12 protein-coding genes are annotated in these 14,137 nt (G+C 65.6%); 4 read left to right on the plus strand and 8 right to left on the minus strand.

Going from position 1 to position 14,137, the window contains the following annotated elements; all coding sequences use genetic code 11:
* Positions 1–41: 41 nt before the first annotated feature.
* From CRD59_RS05785 to CRD59_RS05795, 3 genes are all read right to left on the minus strand, one after another.
* A complete protein-coding gene (locus CRD59_RS05785) occupies positions 42–893 on the minus strand; it encodes a patatin-like phospholipase family protein (RefSeq protein WP_201736564.1) in 852 nt (283 codons plus the stop codon).
* A gap of 77 nt (positions 894–970) precedes the next feature.
* On the minus strand, positions 971–1,750 hold the full coding sequence (murI, locus tag CRD59_RS05790; RefSeq protein ID WP_113853760.1) for a glutamate racemase: 780 nt from the start codon (positions 1,748–1,750) through the stop codon (positions 971–973).
* A gap of 88 nt (positions 1,751–1,838) precedes the next feature.
* Positions 1,839–2,495 carry a vitamin K epoxide reductase family protein gene (locus CRD59_RS05795; RefSeq protein WP_113853739.1) on the minus strand — a complete coding sequence of 219 codons (657 nt, stop codon included), beginning with the start codon at positions 2,493–2,495 and terminating at the stop codon, positions 1,839–1,841.
* A 97-nt stretch (positions 2,496–2,592) separates the two neighbouring features.
* Between CRD59_RS05795 and CRD59_RS05800 the strand changes: the two genes are divergently transcribed.
* Complete coding sequence (locus CRD59_RS05800) at positions 2,593–3,510, plus strand: PHP domain-containing protein (protein WP_113853740.1); 918 nt, start codon at positions 2,593–2,595, stop codon at positions 3,508–3,510.
* A gap of 111 nt (positions 3,511–3,621) precedes the next feature.
* On the opposite strand, the gene CRD59_RS05805 is transcribed toward CRD59_RS05800, so the two are convergent.
* Positions 3,622–3,846 (minus strand): DUF3107 domain-containing protein, encoded by a 225-nt coding sequence (locus CRD59_RS05805; protein ID WP_113853741.1) that lies wholly within the window; start codon positions 3,844–3,846, stop codon positions 3,622–3,624.
* Positions 3,847–3,905: 59 nt separating this feature from the next.
* A complete protein-coding gene (locus CRD59_RS05810) occupies positions 3,906–5,675 on the minus strand; it encodes a phosphotransferase (protein WP_236632761.1) in 1,770 nt (589 codons plus the stop codon).
* 136 nt (positions 5,676–5,811) lie between these two features.
* Here CRD59_RS05810 and CRD59_RS05815 point away from each other — a divergent pair, with 136 nt between their 5' ends.
* Positions 5,812–7,341, plus strand: coding sequence for an ATP-dependent helicase (locus tag CRD59_RS05815; protein WP_113853742.1), 1,530 nt, complete (start codon positions 5,812–5,814; stop codon positions 7,339–7,341).
* 24 nt (positions 7,342–7,365) lie between these two features.
* On the opposite strand, the gene CRD59_RS05820 is transcribed toward CRD59_RS05815, so the two are convergent.
* Positions 7,366–8,973 (minus strand): zinc-dependent metalloprotease, encoded by a 1,608-nt coding sequence (locus CRD59_RS05820; RefSeq protein WP_113853743.1) that lies wholly within the window; start codon positions 8,971–8,973, stop codon positions 7,366–7,368.
* A gap of 112 nt (positions 8,974–9,085) precedes the next feature.
* Here CRD59_RS05820 and CRD59_RS05825 point away from each other — a divergent pair, with 112 nt between their 5' ends.
* The gene (locus tag CRD59_RS05825) at positions 9,086–10,018 is read left to right on the plus strand and encodes a S16 family serine protease (RefSeq protein WP_407923122.1); all 933 of its coding nucleotides are present in this window, start codon (positions 9,086–9,088) and stop codon (positions 10,016–10,018) included.
* 224 nt (positions 10,019–10,242) lie between these two features.
* Here CRD59_RS05825 and CRD59_RS05830 read toward each other — a convergent pair whose 3' ends face one another.
* Entirely contained in the window at positions 10,243–11,373 is a 1,131-nt protein-coding gene (locus CRD59_RS05830; protein ID WP_113853744.1) for a glycerate kinase, read from the minus strand.
* Positions 11,374–11,410: 37 nt separating this feature from the next.
* Complete coding sequence (locus tag CRD59_RS05835) at positions 11,411–12,709, minus strand: GntP family permease (protein WP_113853745.1); 1,299 nt, start codon at positions 12,707–12,709, stop codon at positions 11,411–11,413.
* A 269-nt stretch (positions 12,710–12,978) separates the two neighbouring features.
* On the opposite strand from CRD59_RS05835, the gene CRD59_RS05840 reads away from it, so the two are divergent.
* Complete coding sequence (locus tag CRD59_RS05840; protein WP_113853746.1) at positions 12,979–14,130, plus strand: CdaR family transcriptional regulator; 1,152 nt, start codon at positions 12,979–12,981, stop codon at positions 14,128–14,130.
* Positions 14,131–14,137 lie beyond the last annotated feature (7 nt).

The following is a 14,137-nucleotide window of genomic DNA, read 5'->3' on the forward strand; positions in this document are numbered from 1 at the left end:
GGGCCCTCGTATATGCGGCCGTGGTGATCGCGGGGGACGGTTCAGCCCCGGAGGAAGGCCTGGATGGCGGCTCCGTCGGCATAGCCCTTGCGGTACATGCGTTCCAGGCCTTCCTGGTTGCGGTTCAGGGTGTTCAGCCCGCACAGCTCGTCTGGAGCCACAATCAGGACCTTTCCCTCGGATTCCAGGGTATGGGCCAGGTCCAGCTGTTCATTGTAGGTGCGGTACCTGTTCCTGAGGCTCTCCGCCGCCTTGGGGTAGGTGCGTGCAAGGATACGGGCCGGCAGGGCGTCGGGCTTGGGCGAGCGGTGGAAGTCCCGCTGGCGGGTCAGGACGATCACCACCTTGTCCGCGCCGTCCTGGAGGGCCTTGCGCACTGGGATGGGGTCGGCCATGCCGCCGTCATAGTAGGGGACCCCGTCGATCACATAGGGCTGGTTGGCCACCGGGACCGAGGAGGAGGCCTTCATGACGGCGTAATCGTCCTGGTGGATGTCGGACTTGTCGAAATAGCGGGCATGTCCGGTCCGGGCGTCCATGGCCACCACCGTGAAGGCGGCGGGATTGGCCTCCATGGCCGGGAAATCCAGCGGATACTCCCCATCGCTGTTGGACAGGGTGCCATACACGTAGTCCAGGTCGGCGAAGTTGTGGCCCTTGACGTAGTTGGAGGGGGAGGCGTACTCCTTGCGGGCCGAGTAGACCGAGTAAAAACGGTAGGTGCGCCCGGGCTGGCCGGCCAGGTAGGATGAGAGATTGGCCGATCCGGCCGAGACCCCATAGCAGTGGTCGAAGGCGATTGAAAGATCCATGACCCTGTCCAGGACCCCGGCCGCGTACACACCCCTGAAGCCGCCGCCCACATCAATGACCGCCGTGCGATGCCCGTCCATATCGGACCCCTTTCCGTACCCACCCCCGGCCGTTGCCGACCGGGGCATAGTCGTTGAGCATCACCTTATCCGTGTGCTCAGGACAAGCGTTCCAGGAGCTGCCGGGAGTAGGCCGCCAATTCGGGTGAGGGATCGGAATTGCCGATTGAGACGGAGCCGGGGTCTCCTCCACCGAGCTCGCCCCGACCTGCAAGAAGCTTCCGCAGCTGCCGGGCGGTCCCTTCGTTGCCATCGATGACGGCCACGGTCGGCGGGCAGTATTCCCGGAAGTAATCCCTGTAGAAGACGAAGTGGGTGCATCCCAGGACGATCGAATCCACCTGGGACAGATCGTAGGGGCCCAGGTAACGATCCAGGGCTTCTCGCACCAGGTCGCGGTCGTCCAGGTGGCCTGATTCGAGGATCGTGACCAGGTCTGGGCAGGGCTGGGACCAGATGGTGTGGTCGGCCTGGAATCGGGCTAGGAGCCTGGCGAACTTGGTTTCCTTGAGCGTCAGGGGAGTGGCCGCAACGATGACCCGTTGGGGCCTGCCTGCGTCACGGTCGCAGGCAGGTTTGAGCGCCGGTTCCATTCCGACGATCGGTATTGGATAGCGCGCACGCAGGTCACCCACGCACACCGAGGTGGCCGTGTTGCAAGCGACGACGATGGCTTTCGCTCCCCGCGCGACAAGGGCATCGGTGATCGTGAAACAGCGCTCGCGCACCTGTTCCGGGCTCTTGATGCCGTAGGGCGCATAAGCCGAATCGCCGTAGAAGAGCAGATTCTCGGCGGGCAGGAGCCGGTGGACGGCGGCGGTGACCGACAGCCCCCCGAGCCCCGAATCGAAGATACCGATAGGCGCCGCGCCAGCCATGCCGATCCCCTGCCTCACAGTGTCGAAACCGTTTCCGCCCAAGAGCCTACTCCTGGCCGTGGTCGCCGACCGGCCGACCCCTCCGCGCTCAGAGAAAGGCGGAACCGTCCATGGCCAGGATCACGACGGTCAGGACGACAAGCCAGACCACGTCCACCATCAGGTCGAAGCCCAGACGGTAGGAGCGGCGCAGGAAGGCGGATAGAGCCGACCAGCGGCCTTCGGGCCGTGGGAGGCCCTGAACCGTGACCGTGGCATGGGTGAAGGCCATGAACTGGATGGTCGTGGCTGCCATCAGGCCAAGACACCAAGGGCATAGGGCGCGGATGACGAACAGGGACTGGCTCAGCAGCCAGTAGGAATAAGCCAGGGCGGCCAAAGAGCCCAACCAGGTGCACCTGGACAGCCAGGCAGGCAGTCTCACGCGGGCCAGCCCTAGTACGGACAGGGTGACGAAGACCGATTCGGCTGCTATCCCCAGAAAGGCGTTGGGCAGGCTCAGGTCGCCGAATCGAACAAGTTCGGACTGCCAGGAGAGGGCCACGCTCGAGCATGAGAGCCTGGAGTTCACATCGCAGGCCAGCTTGGAGCCGGGGTGCCGTGCCAGTTGCAAGGTTTCGGCTGACAGGGCGAAGGAGACGACCAGGGCGGCCGCCGAAGCCAGCAGGGCGATGGTGTATGTCCACAAGGGGCCATGCCGCAGGCCGACGGGATCCGGCTCCTGCATGCGGATTTCTGCGTTCATCCTGGGCTCCTTACTTCTCACCGCCGGTGCGCCGGCCCGCAGCCGGGTCTGGTGTCGCCGGGATGACAGGTCGTGCAAAGCAGCTTACGATGAAGTTATGACCCATACGCTGAGCGAATACAGCCTTACGCGCCTGCCGGAAGCCGGTCAGGAAAGCCTGGGGGGGAAGGGTTCGGGCGGTTGGGACCTGCACTGCCATACAGTGTTCTCGGACGGCACCGTCGACCCGCAGGGGTTGGTGGACAGCGCCCTTCGGCTTGGCCTGGGCGGTGTCGCCATCACCGACCATGACACCGCCCAGGGCTGGCCGGAGGCCGGGCAGGCCGCACGGTCGGCTGATTTTCCCGTACTGCCGGGCACGGAGATCACCACGGACGACCAGGGTGTATCAGTCCACCTGCTCGGCTATGGCTACGACCCGGGCGACCATGCCTTGGCCCGGCTCTTTACGCAGACCAGGCAGGCGCGCCTGGAGCGGGCTCGCACGATGGTGGATGCCATCGGTCGGGACTATCCGATTGACTGGGGGAGTGTGCTGGCACAGGTCAAGGAGGGCGGGCGCACGACTGTGGGCCGTCCACATATAGCTGACGCCCTCGTGGCGGCCGGTGTCTACCGGACCAGGTCCGAAGCCTTTGAGGGGGTCTGCTCGACCAGGAGCCCCTACTACATCCCCACACCTTCGCCCACGACGGCCCAGGCGGTGGTGGCGGTCAAGGCGGCCGGGGGAGTGACCGTGGTGGCCCACCCCGCAGCGGTCAAACGCAATAAGGCCCTGCTTTCCGATGCCCGGATCGAGCGGCTGGCCGAGCTGGGCCTGGACGGCCTGGAGGTCTGGCATCGGGACAACCCGCCCCGGCAGCGCGTCCACCTGTCGGGATTGGCCGGTCGGCTCGGTCTGTTGGTCACCGGTGGATCGGACTGGCATGGCGCTGGCAAGCCCAACCGGCTGGGTGAGTATACGACACCGCTGGCGACCGTGGAAACGATCATCGCCCGTTCCGCGCTCGCCTGAAAAGGCATGGAATGGGCGATGACGGCCGCATGTCCGTACCAGTGGTCATATCCGCTGGCGGGATCTGCGGACCGGGGCTGCCGGCACAAGGCCAGGGCCTGTGCCGCGGTCTCAGAGGGATCCGAAACCGACCGGGCGGGCGGTGTCCGATCCGACGATCGCGTAGCCCAGGGCATCGGAAGGAACGATGATGCGCCGGCCCTTGCCATCCACCAGGTCGATCGAACCACCCTCCTTCAGCGCGGCTTGAATCTTGGCCGCGGTCTCATCCGCTGAAGCATCGGTGGAGAATGATACGGGCCGAGCCACGTTCCTGATACCGAATTCGATGTCCATCTTGTCTCTCCCTATTGTTTGGACCGCCGCAGGTGTGCGTGCAGGTCCGGGTGCTTCCATTATTCGCCGGCGGTGCCGGTTCCGCTGTTAGCGTCCGCAGCGTCCCCGCCGATGGGGTCGGCGTGGGAATCGGGGGCGGACTCTTCTCCGGGCCGATCCGACCGGACGTCTGTACCGCTGCCTGCCAATGCGCTCGTGCGGGTGTGCGCAGAATCGGTCGCCCGGCTGCGTTCAATCACGATGGTCTCGGCTTCCTGGTCGGCCCCGCGGCCGTCGTCCGTCAGGCCGGGCGGCTCACGCTCTGCGTCGTCGGCCGTTTCCTGCCCGAACGGCCCCCCATTGTCGTGGTGACGCTGGCGGGAGCGCTCGGCCTGGGCGAGGGCAAGTTCCTTCATTCGCGCCAGGTCGATCGCTTCGGTGCGGGTGGAAGTCGGCGATGGTTCCGCCTCGGCGGATTTACGGGCTTGTGCGCTGTGCCGGCCGGTCCTTGCCTCTCCGTCGACGCCGCTGGCGGCCGTTGCGCCGGGTTCGCCGGAACCGGCTTGCAGATGCAAGTGGCTGCCCGTCATGTCCGGCAGTGTGGGCGGCCGTACGGCGGCGTGTCTTCCGGTGGGAGCCCCGGCTCCCTGGATGCCGGCCAGGTCCGCGTCCTTGACCCGCTTGTAGGCGGGGCGGATGACGGTGGCGTCGGTCTCCTCCTGGGTGGGGCGGGCCGGCGATGCCGGTGCGGAGGGTTTGGAAATGCCTGCGGATTCGTCGGCTTCCACGCGTCGGTCCGCGTCCAGAAGGGTGCCGACCGTGACGGTGGAGGGGGCGTCGTCTTCGGCACTTGCGTTCCCTGTGCCCGTGCCTCCGGGAATGGCGGGAGCGTAGGTCTTGGGCAGACTGTCCGCCAGCTGCTGGGCCAGGTGCTCCACCTGGGCCTTGAAGCGGATGATGCGCTCGTTGTCGGCCCGATCAAGGGCGAGTATGAAGTCGCCTACCTGTTCCATCTGCAGCCACAGGTTGGCCCGCAGCATGATCAGGTCGTCCAGGTGAGACCCTCGCATGCGTCCATATGAGGCGACCACTGCATCGCGGCCGGCCTGGTCAAGCTTGGCGAAGATCCAGGCCAGATCCCTGGCCGGGTCGTTGACCTGCATGCCCTGCCAGTTATGGATGGCGGACAGGCCGGAGTCGGTGAACAGGAAGTCGCCGTCGGTGTATCCGCCGTGGACCATGCATGTTTCGAAGGACCACAGGCCTTCGGTGCGTACGATGCGAGACCAGGAGTCAGTGATTTCGCGAGGCACGTGTCCGGCTTTGCGCAGGTTGGAGATCCAGGCCTTGAGCTGTCCGGCGATCTGGCGGGTGCTGTAGGCCGGGTAGAAGCGTTCGCGCAATGCCGCCGGATCGATCCGATGGACGGCGCCGATCGCCGTTCCCACAGCCGAGCACTCGTCGGCGGTCAGGAGTTTGAGGCTGCGTGTATGGCCCGGGCTATGGGCCATGATGGCGACCGCCACATCGCCGGTCGGGCCCTTGGGGTTAGAGCCGTCCTGGTAGCGCACAACCTGCTCCACGCCGAATCCCAGGGCGCGCATCCCCCGCACGTCCTCCAGGGCTTCGGCCGCCTTGACCCGCTTGTCCAGACGGGCCTTGCCCCGTTCGCTGCTGGTGGCCCAGATGTCGTACAGGCGGCCGGAGGCATTCTGTACGATGGCGCAGTCGATCCCCTCCGCCTCGTCCCTGGGGCCCACCTGATCCGATGCCCGGGCACCAGTGAAGTAGGCGTCCGGCATGACCGCCGAGGCCAGGGCGACTAGGGTGAGTTTCGTTCGTTCAGTCACGCCTCCAGCCTAATACAAGCGCTGCATCTCGGTCGTGCACGCCGTCGCCCACATGTTCGCAAGCCGCTGCACGGTTCGTCCACATGTCCACAGGACACCGCCAATCCCGGGGCGAAAGCGCCATTGAGGGCAGCCGATGGGGCACAATGGTGGTGTGAGCGAAGACAGACAGGCGCGGACGATCCTCGAAGGACTGGATGGGGCGCAGCGGGAAGCGGCCACGGCCGTGGATGGCCCCGTGCGGATCATCGCCGGCGCGGGGGCCGGCAAGACCCGCGCGATCACACGCCGTATCGCATACGCCTGCGCGAGCGGGGCCTGGGACCCCGAGCGGACGCTGGCGGTCACTTTCTCGGTCAAGGCCGCAGACGAACTGCGGCGCAGGCTCAGCGCTCTGGGTGTATCCTCAGGCGTCAAGGCCGCCACCTTCCATTCCGCCGCCCTCCACCAGCTTAACCGGGCCTGGCCCGACATCACCGACGACTACTTCCCCCAGCTGGCCGAGGATCTGAGGCCCTTCATGGCGAAGGCCTATCAACGCGTGACCGGCCAGGCCGACCCCGACCCGGTCCTCCTGCGTGACCTGTTGGAGGAAGTGGGCTGGAGCAAGGTGTCCCTGGTGGCGCCGGAAGATTACGCCCGAGTCTGCGCTGCGGTCCACCGCCAGCCGCCGGCCGGCCTTGAGCCCGAGCGCATGGGTCAGGTTATGGAGGCCTTCGAGAGGGATAAGACCGACCATGGTTCCATGGATTTCAACGACATCCTGCTTATGTGCTGCCATGTATTGGAGGAGTTCGACGAGGCCGCCGAGCGCATCCGGCGGTCCGTTGGCTGGCTGACCGTGGACGAATACCAGGATGTGTCGCCCCTTCAGCACCGGCTGATGAGGTTGTGGATGGGCGGGGGGAATTCGGTCTGCGTGGTAGGCGACCCGGCCCAGACCATCTACTCCTTCGCGGGGGCCTCCTCTTATTACTTATTGGACTTCGACCATGAATTCGACCCCTTGGCCGCTGACGTCGAGCTGGGGGTGGACTACCGGTCGACCCCACAGGTGGTCGGTCTGGCCAACCGGGTGCTGGCCGCTTCACCTGAGAGGGGCGATTACCTGCGTCTGCGTGCCGCCAATGAGGCCGGGCCGCGTGTGGCCATGACCAGGTACCAGGACGACCTGGACGAAGCCGAGGGCGTCGTGCGTCGGGTGGAGCGGCTGCTGGCCCGTGGAGACACTCCCGGCCAATGCGCGGTTCTCACCCGTATCAATGCACAGCAAAAGGTGATATGCGCGGCCCTGAAACGTGCCGGCATCCACTACCGGGTGCGCACGGAATCCGGTTGGCAGCGCTCCACGTCGGTCGCCGAGCTGAGGCAGCTGGACGATGAAACCTTGAAGGAGACCCTGCAGGGGACGGGGCCGGGAGAGGTTACGGTCTCCACCATCCATGCGGCCAAGGGCCTGGAGTTCGCCCACGTATTCTTGATCGGCTGCTCGGAGGGCCTGCTGCCTTTCGGTTCCCCCCAGGACACGGAGGCGCTGGAGGAGGAGCGCCGTCTCATGTATGTGGCGGTCACCCGCGCCGAGCGGACCCTGCATGTCTCATACGCGCTGCGCAAGGAGGCTTCAGGCGGCGGCCTGCGTTCCCCCTCGCGCTTCCTCCAGGGCTGACATCATATAGGGGGATGCTGTTTGTCAGCGGCTCCCCGGACCTTCGCCCTTGGCCGGACCTTGGTGCCCGTTTCCGTCTCCGTCACTGTCTTCGTCCGTGTCGGGGCCGTGATCCGTGTGCGGCCCTTCGCCGGTGCCGTCGGTGGAATCGTCTCCGGAGTCCAGCAACTTGGCCAGCTCGGCGTCCCAGTCGATTCCGTCCTTCCTGCCGCCACCGGTCCGTCCCTTGGCTTCGGGGCCGGTGGATGGTGAGATCCCCGAAGGCGACCCGCCTTCCGTATCCGTCCGGGGCGGGGTGGCTGCATCCTGGTCCCCATCACCCGGGAGGGCCGGGAGGAGGTCCGGGTGGGCCCACATGGCCTCACGCGCCGCGGCACCGGATGCCGAGGTGATGTCCTCCCATACCTGGGCAGCCTCCCGTAAGCGCTTCGGTCGGAAATTCAGACCGATCAGCGTCTGGAAGGTCTGTTCGGCCGGACCGCCCACCGCCCGCTGCCGCCGCAGCATCTCGCGCAACTGTTCCAGATGGGGGATGTGGGCCATGCCGGCACGCCAGACCAGGCAGTCCACCCAGCCGTCAACCAGCGCCAGCAGGGTCTCCACACCTCGCATGGCCTCCTCCTGCTCGGGGGTGTCCTGCATGCCGACCTTGCCCAGGTTGATGGCACCCGCCATCGATTCGGGGTCCAGGCTGGTCGCCTGCTCGATCTGGTCCTGCATGGCCTCAAGGTCGATGTCCACGCCTCGCGCGTACTTGCCGGTGAGGGCCTCGAAACGGGGCATGAGCCAGGGGACGGCCGCGTACAGCCGGGCATGGGCCGCCTCCTGCAGGGCGAGGAAGTCCATGACCTCCTCTTCGTCGAACTCCAGAGAGGTCGCATACTCCTTGATGTTCTGTGTAATCAGACCACCCGCAGGGTTGGGCAGCAGGGCGATGCCCTGGTCGAAGGACCCGTGGACCTCGCCGGCCATCTGCCCGGCCGCCTGACCCAGTTGTATGGCGAAGGAAGTGGAGCCCAGCAGACCGATCAGGGTCTTGGGGTCCTTGAGCCCGTCGGGCATGGGGATAGGCACCGGCCCGGCGAACATGCCGGCTACCCCGCCTTCGGGCAGGTCGCCGAGGCGGTCGCCCAGCACCTGCACCAGCGCATTGTTCATGGAGCGGGCCACGGGAGCGGCGAACCGGGCCCATGAGTCCAGCGTGCCCTCGACCCAGGTGGCCCGGGTCAGCGCCTGGGCCTGACCGGGCGCCGGGTCGAAGTCGCACACCGCATCCAGCCACAGATTCGCCTGGCTCATGGCCTGGGCCACTCGCTGCCCATCCGCCGCGGTGATCGTGCCCTGTGATTCGGCCCCCTGCACCCGGCCAAGGGCAATGGTCCTGGCAAGTTTTACGTTGATCGGTCCCTGTTCGGCGGACTGCTTCATCTCACCGGGTGTGTTCAGGCCGCCGGCCGTGAACGCCTGCATCATGGCACGCACCTCGCCCGGGTCAGGGAGCCGGCCGCCGTTCTGCGCCGCCATCTGCGAACGCACCTGTTCTGGCAGCTGGGCGAACTGCTGCCAGGCCATCTCACCCTGGACGGGACCGAAGCATTCGATCATCCACTGGTGGATCTCGTTTTCGTCCATGCTGCTTCCGTCCTCTGCATCGGTGGTGGGTCCCGGCCCCAGGTGGCCGCTGTATGTGGTCGAATCCGGCGGGGAGGCCGTGGGCGGCGGTTTCGTCGTCTGGTTCCATAATATGGGAGCTATGGCAGATTCGCATGTCGGAGGCGCTCCGTACGCGCCAAGCGCACACGAAGCGCACGCCTCGGCCTCGGTTCCCGACGGATGCGCGGCAAAGGGCGGGTTCTTGGGCCGGTCCCGGCGCCTGACGCGCAGGTCCTGGGCCCTGCTGATCGTCGTCTTTCTGACTGTTCTGGTCCTGGTCGCGCCCAGCCCATATGTGCTGGAGACCCCCGGCCCCACCCAGGATGTGCTGGGCTCCTCGGGTTCCAAACCAGTCATCCACGTAACCGGTGGCCGCTCATACCAGGCCACTGGTGGCGGGAAGCTCTTGCTGACGACCGTGAACGCGTCCGGCATCCCTGGTTCGCCTGCCAGCGGCCTGGAGACCTTGGTCGCCTGGTTGGATCCACACGCCACTGTGCTGCCCCAGGAAGTCGTATTCCCGCCAGGCCAGAGCAGGCAGGACTACGTGCGGTCGAATAGGAAGGACATGACCGGCTCCCAGGATGCGGCCGGGAATCAGGCCCTGGCCTTCCTTCGTTCAAGGGGGGCGGATGTGTCGGGAGTCAGGTTGGCCATGCATGTGGAGGACATCGGCGGGCCTTCGGCCGGGCTCATGTACACTCTGGGTGCCATCGACAAGCTCACCCCCCAGGATGAGACCGGCGGCCAGGTCATCGCCGGCACCGGCACCATGGACAAGCACGGCAAGGTTGGTCGGATAGGCGGCATCAACCTGAAGATGCTGGGCGCGCAACGCGATGGCGCCCGATGGTTCCTGGTCCCGGCCGGCAACTGCGCCGAGGCCGTGGGCCACGTCCCCGACGGACTGCGGGACGTGCGTGTTTCCACCCTCTCCGAAGCCTACGACGCCCTGACCGTCATCGGCCAAGGCCGGGCAGGCTCCCTGCCCCACTGCTCAGCCGGAGATTCCGCCAGTCGGTGAGTTCGTTGCTGCCGGTCGGGCCTTGCCGGGGGTGGCCGCGATCGGTAGAAAAGCGTTGTCATCGGTTCCCTTGCGGGTGGCGACGTCAGCGCCATACGTTGCGTATGAGCGGGCGGCAACATGTCGAGGTGTCTTCCCTGCCAGAGCCTATCCGGCCCGTCTGCTTGCTCCGTATACCAGGGAAAGCGGATACGCGGGTCGGAACTGCGCCGGGATGGCTCGTCTCAGGAGATGAGGCGGGCGATGTTCTCGGCTACGCGCGTCAGGTTGGGCGCGGTGTGGTCTATGGCCTCCTGGAGGGATACCGCACCCGGACTGATGCCGAAGACCGCGTCGATGCCGACCTCGCGCAGCTGGTCGATGCCGTCACCGACCGATCCGGCAAGTGCGACGACCTTGCAGGAAGGGGAGGCGGCCTTGACGGCCTGCGCAGTGCCCATGGGCGTCTTGCCGAACTTGGTCTGGAAGTCGATGCCTCCCTCGCCGGTGAAGCAGTAGTCGGCGCCCATCGACTTCGATGTGAGTCCGGTGGTCTCAACGACGATCTGCACGCCGGATTTCATCTCGGCGTGGGTGAAAGCCAGGAAACCCGCACCCAGACCGCCGGCAGCGCCGGCACCGGCGGTGTCTTCCACGTCACGGCCCAACTGTTCGCGGATGACAGCTGCATAATGGGCCAGGCAGGAATCGAGGGTGCGGACCATCGCCTCGTCCGCCCCCTTCTGCGGGCCGAAGACCGCTGAGGCGCCCTGGGGGCCGGTAAGGGGGTTGGTCACATCCGAGGCCAGGCGAATCCGTGCGGATTCCAGACGGGGATCCAGCCCGGTCGCGTCGATGGTGGCCAATCTGCCCAAGGCACCGCCGCCATAGGGCAGCTCCTTGCCATCCGCATCCAGGAAACGCACGCCCAGGGCCCGGGCCATTCCGGCTCCGCCGTCGTTGGTGGCCGAACCCCCCAGGCCGATGATGACCTCATGGGCGCCGTGGTCCAAGGCGTGTTCCAACAGCTGGCCGGTGCCGTAGGTGGTGGTGACCAAGGGGTTCTTGGTGTTTTCGTCAACGAATTGGATGCCGGAGGCCGCGGCCATCTCGATCACGGCCGTTTTGCCGTCCCCCAGGATGCCGTATCCGGCCTCCACTTCTTGCCCTAGCGGCCCGGTCACCGGGACCGTGACCATGCGCCCGCCTGTGGCGTCGACCAGGGAACGGACTGTGCCTTCGCCGCCGTCCGCCATGGGTACCTTGATGCATTCGGCTTCCGGCAGGGCCTTGTGTATGCCTGTTTCGATGGCGTCGGCCGCCTCCTGGGCGGTCAGGGCGCCTTTGAAGGAATCCGGCGCGATGATGATTTTCATGATGGGGCCTTTCCTTTGCTTTTTTGGTTCGTCGTCTTCAGAAGACCAGGTACATGAGTGTGGCCACCACGGTCATGGTCAGGCCGACCAGGAACTCGTACGGCACCACTTTCATGCGTTCGCCCAGGGTCATGTTCAGGGATTTGGCGGTCACGTGGAAGTAGTTGCCGTGGGGCAGCTGATCGATCACCGTCGCGCCGGCCTGCATGGTGACGGCGGCCGCCACGGGCGAGACGCCGAAGGAGAGGATGGAGGCGCCGAAGGAGCTGGAGCCCAGGATCACGGCGGTGGATGTGGAGGCGGTTGCCGCACCCATCAGTATGCCGGCGATGGGGGCCAGGAAGGAGCCGGGTACGCCCACCGCATTGATCAGGTTCACAATCTGCTTGGGCAGGTCGGAGGTGGTGATCAGCCCGCCGAGGGCGCCCGCTCCGATCAGGATGAGAACCACGTCGACCATGCGGTTCAGGCCGGCCTTCGTGAAGTCCAGTATGTGCTTGCCTTGCTTCATGGCCAGCAGACCCAGTATGGAGGCCAGGGGCAGTATGTACATGGCGTCGATCTGGAACTTCTCCAGGATGGCGATGTGCAGGACGGAACCCACCGGGTTGAGCAGGAGGAGGATGACCGCTGTCACCGGTGCCACCAGTGAACTGGACAGGGAGGGCAGGGCCTTGGCGTCGTCCTGCTTGGCCGGCTCCTCGCCCAGGTCCGCCATGGTGACGACCCGACCCTTGTGCTGCAGGAGGGTGGCCAGCAGCACAGCCGCGGCCAGGCCGAAGAGGGCTGGAATGAAGCTGCCGATCATGACAGCCGAAGGCTGAACCTTGAATCCGGACGCCACAGCGATGGTGTTGGGGTTGGGGGAGATGATGTTGCCGGCCTTGCCTCCGCCGGAGAGGGCCACGAGCAGGGCCAGCTTGGAGATGCCTATGCGCGAACCCACTTCGATGGCGATCGGCGCCACGATCAGGACCGCGACGGGGATGAAGACACCCACCGCGCAGATGATCATCGTCGCCAGGGCCAAGGAGAGGATGGCGAGTCTTTCGCCAAGCTTGTCGACGATGGCGCGGGCTATGCGGTTGGCCGCGCCGGATTCCATCATGACGCCGGCCAATACACCGGCGGCCAGCACACGTACCACTGTTCCCATTACGGATTGGGAGCCTGCAACCACGATCTTCACTGTATCGGGAAGAGAGGCTCCGCCGATCAGGCATCCTACGATGGCGCCCAGCATCAGGGCGTAAGTGGTGTTGAGCTTCTTGAGGATCAGGGCTATGGCCAGGGCCAGGCCTATCAGGGCGGCCCACCAGGCCAGGGTGATGTTCATGGTGTGCTCCTTCTTGGTGATTTCATGGTTTTCGGGTGTGTTGTCGAAGACATGCCGCCGTACGTACAACCTGCTGTCGGTTGGTACGTAGAACCGTGGTCGGCAGCTTTGCCTGCGTCCGTGCCCATATATCCAGTATGGTTCAATGGCACTTCCGCGGCCATATACTGGGTACCTAAAGGTAAATGTGATTTACCTCAAAAAATGGTACCTGTACCATCTGTGTTCGAACGGGCGGGGCAGGCCCGCTGCTGAGGGGGAAGAGACGCGTGGACATCGATCCGAAGATCGCGCAGAACATCGTCGCCAATCTCAAGGACGTACTTAGGCATGACATCAACTTCTTCGACACCTCGGGCACGATCATCGCCTCAACGGATAGGTGTCGTATCGGCAGTTGGCATGAGGCCGCCAAGCTGGCCGTGCGTCTGGACAAGCCGATCATCGTGGACCAGGACCATCAGTATGCGGGTGCCCGGGACGGGATCAATGTGCCGGTCGTCTTCAACGAAGCGGTGGTGGCCGTCATAGGGATCACGGGTGAGGGCTCGGACGTCGAGCCGCTTGGAAAGGTCATCAAGAAGATGACCGAGATCCTGATCCGGGAGAACCTTGATCAGATCACACGGTTCGACCAGCGCATGCTGACGGACAACCTGGTGAACCTGCTGACCCTGGAACGCAAGGACATGGGCCTGGCGGGCTCGATGGCAGCGGCCCTGGGCATCGAGCTGGGGCGGGGCCGGGCCATCGTCGGACGCACCTGTGGCGGGGCACCCGGCGTAGTGAGCGCTCCCGAAGGGCTGTACGACGGTTTGGCCGAAGTCTGCCAGGCTTACGGTGTCAGCCTGTTCTCGGCCGGCCCTCGGGAGTTCCGCGTGTTCGTCGGTTCGGGGGAGTCGGCCGGCGATGGCGGGATATTGCCTTCCCTGTTCACCGACTTGCGCTCGCGGCTGGGTGCCGTTGTCGGAGACGGACTGGTCCTTGGACTGGGTCTGGTCGAAACCAGTGCCGACCGGTATTGGCGCAGCTACCGGCAGGCGGCGAGGGCCGCCGACTGGTTCGTGTTCACCGGGCAGCGGGGGGTGTGCCCCTACGAACGCATGGATGAGGGGCTGGTGGTCTCCTCCCTGCCCGAGAGGGAGGCCCGACGCTTCGTCGCTCGTGTGCTGGGTGGGATTGACGAGGAAAGGCTGGATGCGTTCGAGGAGGTGCTGCGGGCTTACCGGCGGCGCAACGGCAGCATCACCCGCGCCGCGAAGGACCTTTATATACATAAGAACACCATGCAGAACAGGCTGAACACGATAGCCAGGGCCACAGGATACAACCCCAGGAAGCTGAGTGACTATCCGCTGCTGGATCTGGCCTTCCGCTTGCGGGCGCACCTACGGTTCTGTGAGCATCCCAGCGCTTCCTGACAGGCTC

This window comes from Bifidobacterium xylocopae, from assembly GCF_003315615.1.
Lineage (GTDB): Bacteria > Actinomycetota > Actinomycetes > Actinomycetales > Bifidobacteriaceae > Bombiscardovia > Bombiscardovia xylocopae.